General features: G+C 46.1%; 18 protein-coding genes. 8 read left to right on the top strand and 10 right to left on the bottom strand.

The window, feature by feature from the left end:
* Positions 1-194 precede the first annotated feature (194 nt).
* From sat to QUB24_RS10095, 5 genes are all read right to left on the bottom strand, one after another.
* A complete protein-coding gene (gene sat, locus QUB24_RS10115; RefSeq protein ID WP_333153017.1) occupies positions 195-1,376 on the bottom strand; it encodes a sulfate adenylyltransferase in 1,182 nt (393 codons plus the stop codon).
* A 163-nt stretch (positions 1,377-1,539) separates the two neighbouring features.
* Entirely contained in the window at positions 1,540-2,307 is a 768-nt protein-coding gene (locus QUB24_RS10110; protein WP_333153015.1) for a DUF6745 domain-containing protein, read from the bottom strand.
* Between the two features lie 61 nt (positions 2,308-2,368).
* A complete protein-coding gene (locus tag QUB24_RS10105) occupies positions 2,369-2,569 on the bottom strand; it encodes a hypothetical protein (RefSeq protein WP_333153013.1) in 201 nt (66 codons plus the stop codon).
* Positions 2,570-2,694: 125 nt separating this feature from the next.
* The gene (locus QUB24_RS10100; RefSeq protein ID WP_333153011.1) at positions 2,695-3,294 is read right to left on the bottom strand and encodes a hypothetical protein; all 600 of its coding nucleotides are present in this window, start codon (positions 3,292-3,294) and stop codon (positions 2,695-2,697) included.
* Between the two features lie 202 nt (positions 3,295-3,496).
* Complete coding sequence (locus QUB24_RS10095; protein ID WP_333153009.1) at positions 3,497-4,969, bottom strand: site-2 protease family protein; 1,473 nt, start codon at positions 4,967-4,969, stop codon at positions 3,497-3,499.
* A 33-nt stretch (positions 4,970-5,002) separates the two neighbouring features.
* Between QUB24_RS10095 and QUB24_RS10090 the strand changes: the two genes are divergently transcribed.
* The 4 genes from QUB24_RS10090 (at position 5,003) to QUB24_RS10075 (ending at position 10,426) form a co-directional block, all read left to right on the top strand.
* A complete protein-coding gene (locus QUB24_RS10090) occupies positions 5,003-5,677 on the top strand; it encodes an MBL fold metallo-hydrolase (RefSeq protein ID WP_333153007.1) in 675 nt (224 codons plus the stop codon).
* Positions 5,678-6,018: 341 nt separating this feature from the next.
* A complete protein-coding gene (locus tag QUB24_RS10085) occupies positions 6,019-6,579 on the top strand; it encodes a sugar O-acetyltransferase (RefSeq protein WP_333153005.1) in 561 nt (186 codons plus the stop codon).
* A 279-nt stretch (positions 6,580-6,858) separates the two neighbouring features.
* Positions 6,859-7,323 (top strand): hypothetical protein, encoded by a 465-nt coding sequence (locus tag QUB24_RS10080; RefSeq protein ID WP_333036242.1) that lies wholly within the window; start codon positions 6,859-6,861, stop codon positions 7,321-7,323.
* A 697-nt stretch (positions 7,324-8,020) separates the two neighbouring features.
* Complete coding sequence (locus QUB24_RS10075) at positions 8,021-10,426, top strand: cache domain-containing protein (RefSeq protein WP_333153003.1); 2,406 nt, start codon at positions 8,021-8,023, stop codon at positions 10,424-10,426.
* 278 nt (positions 10,427-10,704) lie between these two features.
* Here the strand turns inward: QUB24_RS10075 and QUB24_RS10070 are convergent, their stop codons facing one another.
* Positions 10,705-11,304: a cytochrome b/b6 domain-containing protein gene (locus QUB24_RS10070; RefSeq protein ID WP_333153002.1), complete on the bottom strand. Its 600-nt coding sequence runs from the start codon at positions 11,302-11,304 to the stop codon at positions 10,705-10,707.
* A gap of 197 nt (positions 11,305-11,501) precedes the next feature.
* On the opposite strand from QUB24_RS10070, the gene QUB24_RS10065 reads away from it, so the two are divergent.
* Positions 11,502-12,083: a manganese efflux pump MntP family protein gene (locus tag QUB24_RS10065; protein ID WP_333153000.1), complete on the top strand. Its 582-nt coding sequence runs from the start codon at positions 11,502-11,504 to the stop codon at positions 12,081-12,083.
* A 182-nt stretch (positions 12,084-12,265) separates the two neighbouring features.
* Positions 12,266-12,820, top strand: coding sequence for a glutathione S-transferase family protein (locus tag QUB24_RS10060; RefSeq protein ID WP_333153143.1), 555 nt, complete (start codon positions 12,266-12,268; stop codon positions 12,818-12,820).
* A 164-nt stretch (positions 12,821-12,984) separates the two neighbouring features.
* Here the strand turns inward: QUB24_RS10060 and QUB24_RS10055 are convergent, their stop codons facing one another.
* The 3 genes from QUB24_RS10055 to QUB24_RS10045 form a co-directional block, all read right to left on the bottom strand.
* Positions 12,985-13,122 (bottom strand): photosystem II reaction center protein K, encoded by a 138-nt coding sequence (locus tag QUB24_RS10055; RefSeq protein ID WP_006634808.1) that lies wholly within the window; start codon positions 13,120-13,122, stop codon positions 12,985-12,987.
* Positions 13,123-13,182: 60 nt separating this feature from the next.
* Positions 13,183-14,313, bottom strand: coding sequence for a tRNA guanosine(34) transglycosylase Tgt (tgt, locus tag QUB24_RS10050; protein ID WP_333152997.1), 1,131 nt, complete (start codon positions 14,311-14,313; stop codon positions 13,183-13,185).
* Positions 14,314-14,537: 224 nt separating this feature from the next.
* Entirely contained in the window at positions 14,538-14,987 is a 450-nt protein-coding gene (locus tag QUB24_RS10045) for a hypothetical protein (RefSeq protein ID WP_333152995.1), read from the bottom strand.
* Positions 14,988-15,246: 259 nt separating this feature from the next.
* Between QUB24_RS10045 and cobS the strand changes: the two genes are divergently transcribed.
* A complete protein-coding gene (gene cobS / locus QUB24_RS10040; RefSeq protein ID WP_333152993.1) occupies positions 15,247-16,044 on the top strand; it encodes an adenosylcobinamide-GDP ribazoletransferase in 798 nt (265 codons plus the stop codon).
* On the opposite strand, the gene QUB24_RS10035 is transcribed toward cobS, so the two are convergent.
* The gene (locus tag QUB24_RS10035) at positions 16,041-16,667 is read right to left on the bottom strand and encodes a hypothetical protein (protein ID WP_333152991.1); all 627 of its coding nucleotides are present in this window, start codon (positions 16,665-16,667) and stop codon (positions 16,041-16,043) included. The genes cobS and QUB24_RS10035 overlap by 4 nt on opposite strands.
* A 241-nt stretch (positions 16,668-16,908) precedes the next feature.
* Between QUB24_RS10035 and QUB24_RS10030 the strand changes: the two genes are divergently transcribed.
* Positions 16,909-17,208, top strand: a complete 300-nt coding sequence (locus QUB24_RS10030; protein ID WP_333152989.1) for a hypothetical protein — start codon at positions 16,909-16,911, stop codon at positions 17,206-17,208.
* The last annotated feature ends 214 nt before the right edge of the window (positions 17,209-17,422 follow it).

Raw genomic sequence — 17,422 nt, 5'->3', positions numbered from 1 at the left:
TGAATTTTTAGTTTGGAATTTTCAGTTAAATTCCCCTCAAGAATTTTAGGGAATTTAATTAAGTTGTGAGTGTTTAGTATTAAGATAATTTTTAAGTTTTAAGTTTTGAGCTTTAAGTTTAAAATTATAAAATTTCAACTCAAAACTCAAAATTCAAAACTCTTCAGAATGTCGCCGACACCCAAGTTCAAGATTTAAATCTCGTAATTGAAAATATTCATTGCCTTGGCTAATTCTGCGGCGACTTCCGGCCGGGAAAACTGGGGCGGCGGCAATTTTCCAGCGCGCAGCATTTCCCGAACTTTGGTTCCCGACAAATGCACCCGTTGTTCGGGAGTGCTGGGACTTGTTTTAGTTGTAGCCATTTGTTCCGTCAGCGTGCAATAGAAAGCGTGCTCGAATTTCATCGGCACAATTCCCAATTCTCCCGGCTCAAATTCATCAAAAATATGTTGGGCATCGTAAGTGCCGTAATAATCGCCAACTCCAGCATGATCGCGCCCCACGATAAAGTGAGTGCAGCCGTAGTTTTTGCGGATTAAAGCATGAAAAATTGCTTCTCGCGGCCCGGCGTAGCGCATTGCCGCCGGATTAATTGCCAAAATTACGCGATCTTTTGGATAGTATTTTTCTAGCAGAATTTCGTAGCAGCGCATCCGCACGTCAGCGGCGATGTCGTCATCCTTAGTCGTCCCGACTAGCGGGTGCAGAAACAAGCCGTCTACTGTTTCTAAGGCGCATTTTTGGATGTATTCATGTGCGCGGTGAATAGGGTTTCGAGTTTGGAAACCGACTATGGTTTTCCATCCTTTTTCTGTGAACAGCATTCTCGATTTCGCCGGGTCAATTTGGTATTGGGGAAACCGGGGGTCTAGTCCGCGTTCCAGCAGCCAAATGTCCCCTGCGAGGTTAACGGGGCCTGATTTGTCTACTACCTGGACGCCCGGGTGTTTGAGGTCGTCGGTGCGGTAGACGTTGAGGGCTTCTTCTTCTTTACTGTAGTGATATTTTTCTGCAAGTTCCAAGAGCCCGACAAATTTGCCCGCCGGCGAGTCGAGGCGCACTAAAGTTCCTGCTTTCAGGGGGGCGGCGACTTCTTCTGTTACCGAGAGGGTGATGGGAACCGACCAAGGGAGGCCGTTGGAGAGGCGCATTTGTTTAACGACCGATCGATAATCAGCTTCGTTCATGAACCCTTTGAGGGGACTCAGGGCGCCGATGGCGATCATTTGCAGGTCGGAGATTGATCGATCCGAAAGCTGGACTCGCGGCAAGACTTCTGCTTTGTCGAAAAATTCTTGTCTTTGGTCTAGTGTGGCAATGCGGTTGACCAGGATGCCGCCGTGAGGGGCAATGCGGTCTGAATGCTGGCTCATGTCGATTTGAAGTTGTGGGTTTTAGCTGCCAGAGTACATAGTATCAAGCGGTGGCTGCAATTCTACATTTTTTAATTGTTCTGGACTTATGCAGAACGCTACTTTGGGAGCGCTGTAATTCTTTAACTGTAAACTCCCGCACTCCAAACTCTCAACTTTCCTGTCAAGTTTGCACTTGAAATTCTTCGGGATATATTCCCCAATTTACCCAGCTAATCGCTTCTTTCGCCGTTAGCGAAGCCCTCGAAGAGGATCGCACTTTTGGCGGCACTCGCAAGGCATGAAGGTGTCCCGTACTCGGACAAGTCATCTTTAACAAATAAATTGGCTCTATGTCAATATTATTCTCTATTTTCAACAAAGTATATTCTTGCCAAGTATCCAATTCAGTTGCTTGCAATTCTTGACAAATTCTCGGATAGCCGATCGCCTGAATCAAAACTCGCCGCACTTCGGCATTCTGTTCTGTTAACAGCCATGAAGCTTGCCAAGATTGGGGCGGAATTTGACCGATTATTTCCGGCAGTCGGACGCCACGATAAGAGTATAGACTGAACTTGTCAGCAAATTCAACCGCTGGTTGACATAAAGCGTGGAGCAAATATTCGTTGTCAAAATGAAGTTGGATCGGGCGATCGCACACAAAGCACATTTTCTCAAACGGGTAAATCCAGCCGCAGTTTTCCATCTGAAATCTCCCGCCCAACTTCCTTCCTAATTTGACGTAAACTTCGTCTTTAACATGAAGGTGCAGTTGATTCATCAGTTGAGCGTACAGCGGATTATAGAGTTGGCTGTAAATCTTATTTTCTAATTTCCTGTCCAGTTGACTTCTTAATATATCGTACAATTCATTATGAATTTTGTTTCTGATTTCGCTGGCCATTCCCAGACCATAATCGCGTATCCTTAGCGGTTCAACTGCTTGCAAAGCTATGTAAGGGCTGTCAATCGATTTTAGATTTTAGATTTTAGATTTTAGATTTTAGATTTTAGAGGCGATTCCACGGATAAATGCGGGGGCTTGAGGATTTTCGATTTTCGATTTTGGATTGATTCCCTTGTAGGCGGTGTTGATGGCCGCTGTCGCTTGCGGGCGATCGATCGATCTGTGCGATCGAAAGTCCAATTTGTCGCCACTGCTCGCGATAAATCGGAATTAGCGCTGTTTGTTCGGGAGTAATTGCGATCATAGGTACAGCTAGATTATTTAATTTGCGATCACACTTTTTCGCTCTCGCCTCTGGTAAAAAAATATTATTAAGTTGGTAATAACAAGGGAATTTTCCTATAAACCTATTTTATTAGATTCGTCAACTTATTGGTATAAATTAACAATTGTTTGCAAAACACCTAAAATCATAGGAACATTATCGAGACAATAAACATCAACATCAATAATTAAATTCTTTCCTTCTAATTTAAGAAACCGCCAGACAACGCCAGTAGTTACGCAGCCATATACTGCAGGTATGGAATTGTGTTCGCGTTCGTTAAATAGCTGAGCAGCTACCATTTGTGCTGCACACTGTGGCAGACAAGATTCTATTTCTCCGCCTTTAGTTTCTCTCAATGCAAAAACCGGAACTTTAATTTCAAAAGCCAACGGAACAGAAGACATTAGAAAGTCGCATTCCCCATTCAATCCCAGCTCAGCATCTACATCAAATGACCAACCAGAAAAAACAGAAAATTGTCTGTTGTTCCTTTCTCTAAATTCTAACAGAATAGGAGAAATAATCCGTTCTGAACGTTCTTTTACAGTTGTAACAGCAGTGTTAGAACTAATTTCAATTGCTCTCCAAAGCCATTCGGAGGGTTCTACAGGAACCACCTTGGCACTCAAAATAGGACTGAGTGATAGCTCCAATCCAAATCGCTCTTCTAATTGTTGGAAAGTAAAGGATTTGTAAGACATATTTCTCTAATCAGTCGGTGAAAATAAAGATTACTTCGAGATAGAAAGCGAGTGGATAAATTCTCAACTCGATTGTATAGCAACCCTTGCCGGATTTTGTCAACCTCTCTTTTCTTCCTTCCTCTCTATTCCCTCGAACTTCGACATCGATCCGTTAGTTAAATCCGTCGAGCGAATCCGTTGCCGAACTTCCCTCTTCCTGCTAAACATTTAACCACTCAAGGAGTACCCTGGGCGCGGGCAACAAAATCATTAACAAAAGCCCGATCGCCAGCAACCCCAAAAAATCCCGCCGATTATCCAATTCACTGACATCATTCAAGGCCGGTTCGTCGTTTAGCGGCGTGAAAAACAAAATGATCGCCCACAGCAGCAAACCCTGTTCCAAAAAAGAAAGCAGCAGCATACAAAGTCTAGCAACTTGCCCGATCGCCATACTCGCTCGCTGGCCGAACATCGCGTGTACAATGTGCCCGCCGTCGAGTTGTCCCACCGGCATCAAATTAAACGCCGTCACGATCAAACCCAAATAACCCGCCACCGCTACCGGATGCAAATCGATCGCAGTTTCCGCATTGAAAGCACCACCCAAGGTTAACTTGCTCAACAAAGTCATCAGCAGCGAAAAACTGGGTTTGAAAGAGTCAAAATTTAACATTCCCGACTGGTCAGACAGCGGTACAATAGTCGAATGATTCAAACCCCAAATTAATAATGGCACTGTCGCCACTAAACCCGCAAGGGGGCCGGCAATGCTAACATCAAATAAAGCTCGGCGGTTGGGAATTGGACTCCGTATTTGAATGAAAGCCCCAAAGGTTCCTAAGAAAAAAGGAATCGGAATAAAATAAGGCAAAGTCGTGCGAATTTTGTAGAATTGGGCTGCTAAATAGTGGCCGGATTCGTGAATTGCTAAAATTGTAATTAGAGCCAGCGAGTAAGCCAAACCCTGCAGCAACATTGATGGGTTGGACTGCAAAGCTTGTTCAGTAACTCCGGCAAGTCGTGCCCCGACAAGGGTAGTCGTAAACACCGTGATCAGCAGCAAAGCTAATGCGAAAAATGGCCGGGTTACAGATTCGGTTTGGACAGGAGTTTCCCCTGATTGGTGGCTGGGATTGGGAACTATAGCAAAAAAAGGTTGACCGCTCAAGCTGTTTTGAAATACTACTAAAAAGCGATCGCCAAACAGCCTCTCCACATTCTCCCGAATCGCCTCATAAGCCGCCTCCGGGTTGGTTCGCAACTGTCCGCGACAAATTACAGCCTGTGGCCGAAATTCCAAATCTCGCAAAAAGTAAATTGACCAAGGAAAACAATCGCGCAAACTCGCTTCTTCTGCTGCATTGATCGGGCGCACGGGCGGTTTTGGCTTTACAGGTTCAGTCGCAGAGTCTGCTATCTGCTCAGCAGTTTCGGCGGTAATTTTCTTGCGCCCCAACTGTACCAAAAACCAATACAAAAAAGGGCAAACCAGAAAAGGTATAATTACCAACTCCGGCGGTACAGTTTTGCTGGTGCCGTAAACTAACATCCAACCAGTCCAAATCAGCGCGGGCGCCATCATTACCAGCCACAGCAGCCATATCGGAGTCCTGGTGATGCGGCTGGTGCCGTTTTGCAACAAGAAGTACGATATCAGCCCCAATACGAACAACCATAGTAAAAAGAACATAATATTTATCCCATTCCCTTCTGAAATACTTCCTTGAAACAACAGAGTTCAGTCTCCAAACAACCCAGGCCCGTGCTCGACAATATCCTGGCTTTCCCCCCTAACCGGGATACCCTGGGTGCAACAGCCTATTTCATTGTAGAAAACCAAACTAACATCCTGGTGGATTGTCCCGCTTGGGATGAGATTAACCAAACATTTTTGCGGGAACACGGCGGCGTGCGACTGCTGTTTCTCACCCACCGTGGCGCTATCGCCAAGGCGCGGGAGATTCAGGAAGCCACGGGGTGCGAGATCCTGATTCAAGAGCAGGAAGCTTATTTACTGCCGGGTTTGAAGGTGACGGTTTTTGAGCGAGAATTTGTTGTGAGCGATCGAATCAAAGCATTTTGGACTCCTGGCCATTCTCCTGGTTCCTCTTGCCTTTATCATAATGGCAGCGGTGGAGTGCTGTTTTCGGGTAGGCACTTGCTCCCCAACCGAGAAGCCGCCCCAGTACCGCTGTTGACAGCAAAAACTTTTCACTGGCCTAGGCAAATTAACAGCGTGAAGTCAATTATCGATCGATTTTCGCCGGAAACTTTACAGTATATTTGCCCCGGTGCAAATACTGGTTTTTTGCGGGGAAAAGGATCGATCGATCGAGCTTTTGAGAAATTAGCCAATCTGGATTTAGCTGTTTGTTTGCAGTCAAAACCTGATCCCTAAATGTATGCTGCAACATCAAAAAATGAGCTGATACCAATTTAATGTGAAGTTGCATATATTTCGATCCCCCTAAATCCCCCTTAATAAGGGGAGTAGGGGTTGACTTTGACCAAGCTCTTGTCCCCCCCTTAGTAGGGGCGGTGCGACCCCTACTCCCCGTGCCCGCCCTCTTGGTTAGGGGGGATCAGATTCTACGGGGCCTCATATAAAATGGGTATGACGCGCTAATTATAGCGGTAAGGTGCGCCTAGCGCACCCTACATTATTCTGCAATCTCTTAGAGATGAAGTTCGTGGGTGAAGTAGCGGTTTCAACCGCCGATTATTACCTTGGAAAAAACTGTGGAAAAAACCGAAAAACAAAAAATGCTCGCCGGCGAATTGTATTTAGCTGCCGATGAGCAATTAATTTTAGAGCGCCAGCGAGCCCGCCGTCTCGCCAGAACCTACAATTCTACCCGCGAAGACGAACCAGACAAACGGTTAGAAATTCTCGCAGAATGGTTCGGTGCAGTTGGGCTAAAAGTTGAAATCGAGCCACCTTTCTACTGCGACTACGGCAGCAATATTTATGCTGGAAACGGATTGTATATGAATTTTGGCTGTGTGATTCTCGACTGCAATCGAGTTAACATTGGCGAAAATTTACTGTGTGGGCCCAACGTACAAATTTACACCGCTCTTCACCCCACAGACCCGGAAATGAGGCTTTCTGGCCTAGAACTCGCCGCTGAAATTAATATTGGCAATAATGTTTGGATTGGCGGCGGCAGTATTATTTGTCCAGGAGTCACTATTGGCGACAATAGCACGATCGGCGCAGGCAGTGTTGTTGTCAAAGATATTCCTGCAAACGTCGTGGCGGCGGGGAATCCTTGCCGAATCATCCGGCATCTACCTTGATGTGGTACGATCGACACAATCGTGCGATCGGCTCCTTGGAGCTTAACCAAAAAATTTTAGGTTTAGAACAGCCGGTTTGAGATTTTTCACGTAAAATCCAGAAAAAAACCGTGGAATAAATCTAAAACCGCTTAATATCAAATCCGTTAGCATCGGAATAGTAAATTCGAGTTGACAGTGAACAGTCAACAGTCAACCGTCAACCGTCAACATCATTCCGGTGTAACCGGAAATGATATAATTTCTTGTTCCCGGTTTCCACACTACCAAGCTTTTCTTATGACGACTGCAACAGTTTATCCCAACGCTCCTGATCTCTGCACCGACGACTACATAGCAGTCGGTGTAGCTACCTGCTTCATTAAAGAAGAAGGCGAAGTTTTTGAAGTGCAAGTAATCGAAGCTATTCCCTCAGCAGCTTTAGAAGCAATTTTGAAGGGAATTCCCACATCCTATTTAATGATTTGCGGGACGACTTTGGGAGCAGTGCTCGACGGCGAAACACCTAAAATGTTGCCAGAATTCCCGACATCAGCTCAGTTTAGCGAAGAATTTGGCTTTCGGGCGATCGCTGCTGCCCGCACTTACAAAATCCGCCCCCAAGCTCAACTTCACATTCCCTTGGGAACAGTTCGCAACGACTTTACTTATTCCTTAGAACGCAAAAGGGTGCTCAACTCCGAGCGCGTCATTCGCACTGAAGACAACGTGAAACAGCACGAACACACTCACAAGGTTCTTTAAACAAATCGCGCAACTGGGGCAATTTAGCAGTGCCTCAGCCAGCGGATGCACCGAAAATAATTTTGAGTGTTGAGATGTAAATTAAAGATTTAACAAGTTTTTCCTTCATTAATAATGAACGAAAAACTTTTAATATTTCGTTATGAAGCGATACTGCGGACTGTTTTGGATTACCAACCGTAGAATAAGGGTTTCAAGGCGATCGCGTACTCGAAATACCAACCGAAAATCAAGGGTTTCAGACTACCAACTAAAAACTGTCTGGACTATTGAGTAAGACACACACCAAACATCTCAACCTAAAAAGTTTACTGCTCACATCACCTCAATAACATAAATTATTAACGACTGTAAAAAATAATTAAGTAGTTGATAAACTTTTTTAAGTTGTCAAAAATGTGGTATAATATTATTCCTGTTTAACAAAGTGATATCCAATCGGGTAGCATCGGAATTAATATTACCCACAGCTAGGACACGGCAGTGCTGTGTCCCTACAATTAATCTGGGTAGGGAAACGGCACTGCCGTGTCCTTGATATCATTCCGGTGGAACCGGAAATGATAGGAGCTGCTCGGGGGGAAAAAAATTAAAAAATCCCCGCAATTATTGAATGCTAGTAGTTTAAGACTACTGGCAGGCGGGCAAGTAGATCGTAGGTGAGCTAAGGATTTCAATCTCACAAATTGGTCAAACCATGCGAAGCTTTGCGAGAGTAAAGTGCTGGAAATTAACTCGACTATTGCCAGCGGGATTAAAGGGCGAATACCATCTTCGGTATCAAACTGCGCTCTTAATTTTGGGTGGAACAATTCTGGCAGCTAGCATTACTGGTTGTATGAGCTATCAAAGCGTTCGCCGCTTGATTATCACTAAAAGCGAGCGAAATGCTTTGTTAGAAGTTAGGGATCGGGCCAACAAGATCGATCGCTGGCTCGGCACTAGAAAGGCTGAGATCGAAATCCTCGCCCACACTCCTCCGGTTCGTTCGATGAATTGGTCAGTGGCCGAGCCTTATTTAAAATCGGAAGTAAATCGACTGCAAGAATTCCAGCACTTGGCATTAATTGATCCCGACGGTTCTTATTTCACCACAAAAGTGGGCAGAGCGTTGATTAATGTGAGCGATCGCCAACACTTTAAAAAGGCAATGGCTGGGGAAGTCTATGTTTCAGATCCTACCATTTCTCGCACGCTCAAAAAACAAAGTATTGTTCCCATTTCGGCTCCCGTGTGGTCAAATTCGGTAAATTCTATTGATAAAACAGCACAAAAGCCGATCGGCGTAATGAACGGCGTCATTAGCATCGACCGAATTGCCCAAGTAATAAGAAAGCTGGAATATGGCCCCGGAACTTATGCTTTTGTTCTCAATTCTCAAGGAGTGCCGATTGTGCATCCCGACGCTCGATTAATTGGAAATATCGACAATTCGGCTCCCAGTCTTTTAGAGTCAGCAGATGCTAATTTGGCAAATGTAGCCCGCGAGATGGTTTATCAAAAAACGGGCATTGTGCTGACTCAAATCAACGATGCCAGAGTTTATGTTGCCTATCTTCCTTTAGAACAAGCTGAATGGTCGATCGCCCTCGTAATTCCCGGCGACAATCTCGAAAAAGAACTCCTTCCTTTCAAGATACTAGCAGTAGCCGCCGGCGTACTTGCCGCCGCAGCTATTTTCTCCGCAATTGTGGGGCTCAAGCTGTTTGCCCTAAATGGCATTCGCAGTCGCACACAAGCCCTTCTCCACCGATTGAGTGGCCGCATTCGCGCTTGCTTGCAGCTCGATCGCATCCTCCAAACTACAGTAGACGAACTCGGTACTTTACTGAAGCTCGATCGAGCAATTTTCGCATGGTACGATCCCCGACAAGATACTTTAGAATTTGGCTGGGAATATTGCCGGGAAGGTTTGCCGGGGCGCTTGGGAATCTTTGGTGTTCCAGGAGGGCCCTCTGGAGATTTAGCTGCACGGCTTCACCGCTGCGAAACGATACTGCTATATAAAACCGCTTCCCCTGATGCCACAGCGTCTGAGGAACACGCCCATATCGAACTCACAAATAGTCACTACGCAGCAGTACCCGTACTAACTGAGAATCATCGGCTTGGATATCTGTTCGCCTGTGCAAACCGCCGATTTGCGACTCCCGACGAGGTGCAAGTTTTGGAAGCAATTGCAGACTCACTGGCGATCGCAATTTCCCAATCCCAACTCCACGGGCAAATTCAAGAAGAACTCAAACTTTTGGAAGAAGTATTAGCCAAACTCAGAATCACCGAAGAGCATTTAGTACAAAGCGAAAAAGTTACAATGGTGGGTCAACTAGCCGCCGAAGTCGCCCAAGAAATTAATAACCCGATTAACTTTATTTACGGCCGCCTGATTCACCTCAACGATTATATCAAAGATTTGCTTAGCATAATTCGCCTCTATCGAGAACAATATCCCGAACCTGTGCCACGAATTGCAAAAAAAATAGAGACTTGCGACCTAGATTTTATCAGCCAAGAGTTGCCGCACATCCTCAATTTTTTGAAAATAGGAGCCGATGGCATTCGCCAGATAATCCTGGCTTTGAGGAAATTTTCACTTCCTGACGAAGCCAACAAAGAACACGCCAACGTTAATGAGAGCATCGACAATATTTTGCTGGTGCTGGCTCACAGACTGGAGCAAAAAATATTAGTAGTCAAGGAATACCACAACCTGCCGCCAATTTTGTGTTATCCTGCTCAACTGAGCCAGGTATTCGCGAGTCTGATATGCCATGCTATAGATGCAGTTAAAAGTATTGAAAACTCTGCTCAAATTATTACAATCAAAACCGATATTTTAGAGGATGATACAGGCAGGTTTATTGTTGTATCGATCGCCCACAATGGCTCTATAATTACGCAGGAAATTCAACACAGAATATTTGAGGATTTTGGCCATAATAAATCATTTAAAAATTTTACAGGGTTGGATCTGTCGGTTTGCTATAAAATTATTGTAGAATTGCACGGTGGCAGCCTGACAGTTGAATCTCCGGTTCAACCTCAAATTAAATCTCAAACTGGGGGCGGTGCTGAGTTTAGGGTAAAATTGCCGATCGTTTGATATCGCATTTTGCCGCCAGGGAAACCCGTCGCAAATCTTGCTAGTAAGCGGCGCGACAAGCTTAATGTCGGTTTGTAGTGAGGACTTTAGTCCTCATAAAACGGAGGACTTCAGTCCTCACTACAAACCTGATTATCATTTTTTAACCAAACTTGATATGATAGGATTAGGGAAATAATAAAGGTGCAACCACAGCAAACAACCAGCCTCCCATTACCAAGACTTCCGCAACAATTAATAAAATATTTCTGTTCATTTTCAAATTAAGCATTTTCACATTAAGAGCGATCGACAAAAGAGCGAATTTTCTTCCACCAAGCAGCCGGCGAATCTTCCGGGCGATATGCGGCATCAAACATCGACAAAATTAGCGGCAAACCCCCCACCTTCGCACTCATCAACAAGTGCATTGCCAGACAAAATACCAATACCACCCAACCAGAAGCGTGTAAATAATACCAAACCTGCGTCAATTCCCCAGCCGGCAGCCATTCTTCCTTAACCATACTGCCAGAAGCGATCGCCCAAGTCAGTGCCAGCAACATCAATGTATTAACAATCCGGTGCAAACTGTACCACCAAATCGGTTTTCCCAACTGCGTTAGTTTCCCAAAAGAATCCGGCTGCACCAAGCGTTTTTGACCTGCGTGGAAACTGTACAATGCAAAAGTCGGCATTATTCCTAACAGCAACATCTTGCCAAAGGTACCGTGAATCCCGATAATATCTGCAATTTGAGGCACGGGGACTTTGCCAAACCGCCCATCGTAGGTGTTGTAAACCAGAAATGCGCTCAAAATTGCTAAAAGCGCGATCGCAGCGTTAACCCCATGCAGTAATCTGAGCAGCAATGGCTGGTAGGGTCTAGATGGCGGCATAGTCAATTCTGCTACTTGATAAATAATCTTTTACACAATACAGCTAACCGCTGATTTTTTCAACCTTCGCCAATTGTGAAATAAATGTGAGTCAAAAATGAATAGATTATGATAATAACGCAATTGTATCAAAATTTAGTGTAAACTAAAACAGTCAAGAGGAACACTTTATTTATAACACCTAACACTTTACAAAAATGGATGCAGCCACTACCGTTTTACTTTCATTAGGACTAGCAGCAGATGCTTTTGCTGTAGCTGTTTCGAGCGGTTTAGCAATCAAACACATGAAAGTCAATAAAGCTTTAAAAATTGCCTTATTTTTCGGAGGTTTTCAAGCTTTAATGCCCGTAATAGGATGGTTGATAGGTCTTAGTTTTAGTTTTTTGATCACACCGATCGACCATTGGATAGCTTTTGGGCTTTTGAGTTTCATTGGCGGGAGAATGATTTATGAATCGCTGCAAAGCGAAGAATGCGAGAAAAAGTTCAATCCCTTAGATACGGGGACTTTGATAACGCTGTCGGTGGCGACGAGTATCGATGCCCTCGCAGTTGGCCTCGGATTTGCTGTCCTGAAAGATTCTATTGCTCCTGCGGTGACTGCGATCGGATTTATTACTTTCTTTTTAGCCTTTGCAGGCGTGTTTATCGGTCACAAGTGCGGCAACTTATTTGCTAATAAAATTGAGATAGTGGGCGGAGCAATTTTGATTTTCATTGGCAGCAGAATCTTGTTTATGCACTTGACAGAAGTGCCATTAGTTATCGGCAATTAGTCGGTAGTCAGTAGTCAGTAGTCAGTAGTCATTGGTAATGGAATGGGTAATTGGCAAACAGGTAATTGGCAAACAGGTAATTGGGAATTTTCCCAAATGACAACTGACAACTGACAACTGACAACTGACAACTGACCCAAAAATGCTATAACAGCAATATTGTGTTAAAGGATAAAATTTTCGTGCTGAAACTTTACGGCGCAGCCCGCAGCAGGGCCTCAATTGTCAAGTGGTATCTAGAAGAAATAGCGGTTCCCTACGAATTCGTCACCCTAGATATGCAAGCAGGGGCACACTTGCAGCCAGAGTATCTCGAAATTAACCCGATCGGCAAAGTACCCGCGATCGCCGACGGAGATTTTAAACTTTGGGAATCCGGCGCAATTCTGCTGTATTTAGCTCAAAAATATGGTAAAATGCCAGACACTTTGGAGCAGCAAGCTCAAATCGTGCAGTGGGTCACGTTTGCTAACGCCACCCTGGGGCCGGGAATATTTACAGAAGCAACTCGCGATCGCGAAACTCCCAAGTTGTTAAAACCGTTAAATGAAATCTTCGAGAAACAGCCCTTTGTAATGGGTGATGAATTTGGCGTAGCCGACGCAGCAGTCGGGTCAATGTTGGCCTACATTCCGATGATGCTAAAACTCGACCTCAGTGCTTATCCGGCCGTTGTAGATTACATCAAGCGGATCTCAGAAAGGCCGGCATTCAAAAGTGCGATCGGCGGTAGCTGAAGGATGGCACTACACGGATTTTGACACGGATACACGGATGAATTATTGAGGGTGAGTCAGGAGTCAGGAGTCAGGAGTCAGGAGTCAGAGGGCCGAGGAATAAAACTTAATAGCTAAAAGCAGGGGCAATTCAAAAATTGCCCCTGCTTTTGAGGAAATCAAACTTATCTAAATCCGACAGCCGCCTGCCAAACAAAAGCCAGCAGCAAGAAAAATACGGGAATGACCGGCAAAACATTAACCAAAGGCTCAAAAATCGAATAAGCTTCGGGCAGTTTTGCTAAGAGTAATGCAGCTTCCATGAATCAACCTACCTATCCAACAGAATTTTCATAATTGTCGCATATCTTTACCCACGGCAATCATGATTGATCGACTCTCGGTGCAAGCCAGTAGGCAAACTCTTCAGTAAATCGATCGGCCAAAATCGCCTCCCGCATCCTCCCAGTAAAGCGAATCAACTCCGTCACATTGTGAAGCGCCAGCAAAGTATACCCCAGCACTTCGTTAGCCCGCGCCAAATGGGCCAAATAAGCCCGACTGAATTTTTGGCAGGTATAACAAGGACAAGACTCATCCAGCGGAGCAAAATCCTCCCGGAACCGAGCATTTTTCAAACTCCAGCGTTCCCCACCAACAAATGCCGTCCCGTGGCGGGCCAGCCGAGTCGGAATCACGCAGTCAAACATATCTACGCCACTCGCCACCGCCAGCGCCATTTCCCGATAAGTCCCAATCCCCATCAAATAACGCGGTTTATTTGTCGGCAACAGAGGCGCAGTCACCTTTACAATCTCTGCGATCAAATCCCCCGATTCCCCCACACTAACGCCACCGATGGCGTAGCCTGGTAAATCCAAATCTACCAACTGGTTCGCCGCGCGCGATCGCAAATCGGGGAAAACGCCCCCCTGGACGATGCCGAACAAAGCTTGATCCGGGCGCGAGTGAGCTTGAATGCAGCGTTGCAGCCAGCGGTAAGTGCGATTTGTGGCAGCCTCCACCTCCTCCCGCGTAGCGGGGTAAGGGGGACACTCGTCAAAGGCCATAATCACATCAGCGCCCAACTGATTCTGAATTTCGATCGATCGTTCCGGCGTCAAATTAATCATGCGGCCATCGCGGGGAGAACGAAAAGTCACCCCATTCTCAGAAATAGTCCGCATTTGGCTCAAGCTAAACACCTGAAAGCCCCCCGAATCCGTCAGCATCGGGCCTGGCCAAGCCATAAATTTATGCAATCCGCCTGCGCCTGCGACAATTGCTTCCCCCGGCTGCAGGTGCAAGTGATAAGTATTTGCCAAAACCATTTGAGAACCCGCCGCCTCAAGATGTGCCGGTGTCAAAGTTTTGACATTAGCTAGCGTCCCCACTGGCATAAATTTAGGCGTTTCCACAACACCGTGGGGAGTAGCAAAAACCCCTGCACGCGCTTGGGTATGGCTGCAATTAGCCTGACATTTAAAAGAAAATTTCGCCTTGTCCTCAGTCATTAGTCCCCGATGCTCGTTAACCGCTACTCGGCCGTCCGTGTTATTTAATCTATTGTTGTTGACATCGCGACAAAAAAAACCATGACCCCGCCCAAAAACGGAGACAAGTTTCCGACAATCGTCGTGGAGGGCAAAAAATTTTAGACCTTAGTTCTAACTCCCAGATTCACGGCGCTGCAAGTAAATCTAAAATCTAAAATCTAAAATCTAAAATCGACTGACCATTAAAAGGGGGAATCATCTTCGTCCAATTGCAGATCCCAGTTGCCTGAGAGTACCTGATCGACAACCGCATCCAAAGCCGCAGCATTTAAATTCCGGGCGAATTGCTCTTGCAAAGGATTGGAGAGGGGAATTAACCGCAACTGCCGTCCCTCTTGAATCAGGTCAAAATAAGCACCATCGACCGGGGACTGTTTCAGTTCCAGGTAATCAAAACTATACACGTTCAAATAAAGCGCATGGTTGGCAATCAGGGTAGAACGGTGGGGGTTGGCGAAGACTTCGAGCACATAACCTTCCCCTTCGCTATAAATCTGGCCATCTTGTATGTGAAGGTAGCGGACACGTCCTAAATCAAACAGCAATCTTTTGATATCGCGTTTGTTGACGACGATCCCTGTATCGATGATGCAAGGAGCAACTACCCTGTTATTCAATTGATCGTGACTCATGGAGTAAAAGCCTCTGTTGTAGTATTTTCCCGTCTTGAAAATCAGGGAGTTAGCTAGAATTTTTGGGAATGGAAACGCGGATCTTGAGCTTAGTTATTTTAGAGAGGGAGCTTTGGGATCGCTGCCGACAGAGGTTTTCCGGGGAAAAGAGCGGGCGACAGGAGGAATGCTCGATCCAAAAAACTAGGGTGTTACAGTCCAATTCTGGCACACACTAATCGATTGACAACTGCATACCTGATGAAAAATTTTCTATCTTATGGTGGATGATAAATTGGTTCGGTCTACGATCGACTTTTTCCGGAATCAAGGCGCTGCCATCGCAGCCGCAGTCGCTTTTTATACTTGTTTGCCAGTACCGGTGTCTTGGACTTTGGAGTTTCGGGGCATTGCCCGCTTGGCACCGGCGATCGGGCTTTTGATTGGGGGGATGCTGGGACTGGGGGATGTTGGGTTGCAGTTGTTGGGAATGCCTGCTCTGACTCGATCGGCCTTGGTGGTAGTTTTGGGCATCGCCGTGACTGGCGGGCTGCACCTAGACGGCGCAATGGACGCGGCGGACGGGCTGGCTGTACCCGACCCCGTGCGTAGGCTGGAAGTCATGCGGGACAGCGTTACAGGAGCCTTTGGGGCGATGGCTGCGATCGCGATCGTGCTGCTGAAAACTGCCGCTCTCTCGGACTTGAATAACTATCGGTGGCTGGCTTTGATGGGTGTCGCCGGTTGGGGGAGGTGGGGCCAACTGGTGGCGATCGCCCGCTATCCCTATCTCCGGGCTGAGGGTAAGGGAGCATTTCACAAGGAATCGATTTATTCTCCTTTTGATTTTATACCAGGAGTGCTGTTGCTGCTGAGTTTGAGCGTGGTGCAAGTTGTCTTGGAGGGCGATCGGTGGCTGTTGGCGGTGGGGATGGCTTTGGGGGGAAGTGCGATCGGAATTTTTGCCGGAGCCTGGTTTAACCACCGTTTGGGCGGCCACACGGGCGATACTTACGGTGCCGTAGTCGAGTGGACGGAGGCTTTGTTGCTGTGTCTTTTGGCCGCTTTGGAAGGTTAAATTGTTTCTGAATTAACGGCATCATTCTGCATCATCCAAACGAAAAAGCTGAGGATTTGCTCGACAGGGGGCAGAGGATAGACGGATAAGTCGATCGTCACAGTTTGGTTTTCGACTTTCATAAATTGCCATTGAATGCCATTACTCACGCTCCCATAGATGATGGGGATGTTTTTTTCTTTGGCTTGATTGAAGCGTTGAGCGGCAACCATTTCGGCAATACACTGACCCAATCCGCTTTTGAGGTCGGTCTTTTTAGCTTCGACAATTACAACGGCGGGGGCTTCAATTTCTAGGACTTCGGACGATCGCGCTAGCAGAAAATCAAACACTCCATTCAGTCCGACAGCTTCGTCGATGGTGAAATCTTCGCCGGAAAAAAGGCTAATTTGGCGATCGAGAATCCGCCTCACTTCCAGCAGTACGGGATAGATAATTCCTTCCGATCGCGCTTTTTCACTTCCCGATGTGGCGACGATGGGGAGGCTATCTTTGAGAGTACCGCTGAGGATGTCTGAGGGTGTGATCGGGTTTAGCGGAGGTATAAAGCGAGATCCCTCTTGGACTGTGAGACCGAAAGCTTGTTTCGCTTTGGCGATCGTAGTAAATTGACTGTATGGCATAATTTTTTTAGTTCACCATTATAGGTTTTGTTTGGGTTTAAATTACAGTGTAAATTAGGTTAAACTGTAAAAGAGTTACTCTGTTATTGATTGTTGAAACTATTACTTGAGTCCCGAACTATCCGGCTGCCGAAGACTAGAAGAGGCGGAAATCCGAACTCGCATCAGATATGTTTTATCCTGCTGACTGCCAATTGCTGCGTTAAATTATATAAAGCTAACCTCAATTTTTTTGAAAGCTATGGGATACTTGATTGCTGCGATCGTAATCGGAATGTTGATTTGGGCTGCGATCGAGATTGTCCAAACCATCCGCAATTGGGAAACGAATCCCGAAGAGACCACCAGCAAAATTCAAGCTGAAATGGTCAAAGAAACATATCGCGGTCAATTTGGTGCCGATGCGCTGGAGGGAGGGAGTCAGGCTGTCGGAAACGCACTCCACGCCGGCCACTGCGCCGCCGAAGCTGCGACTTGCGAATCTGCTCCAAGTGCGATCGCTCATGCTGTAGAAAGCTTATCGCACCTGCTGCACCATTAATATCGTGTCTGCTAGCGTAAATTGTGCAAGTGTTTTTGATGCTGTAGGGGCGGGTTTTACCAATAATCTTTGACGCACGCAAACAATCTCATAAACCCGCCCCCCCACAACTAATAACCTATATCAACCTTGACTTTTATCTAAGGAATGAGAATTAAATAACTTCCACTCTTGAAAGTGGGATGGGCGTCCCGCCCGTCCTTTTTGGACGGGC

It is taken from the genome of Microcoleus sp. B9-D4 (assembly GCF_036705105.1).
Classification (GTDB): domain Bacteria; phylum Cyanobacteriota; class Cyanobacteriia; order Cyanobacteriales; family Microcoleaceae; genus Microcoleus.
Note: the sequence above shows the minus strand (reverse complement) of the source record. Positions and strands in the feature narration are given on the sequence as shown.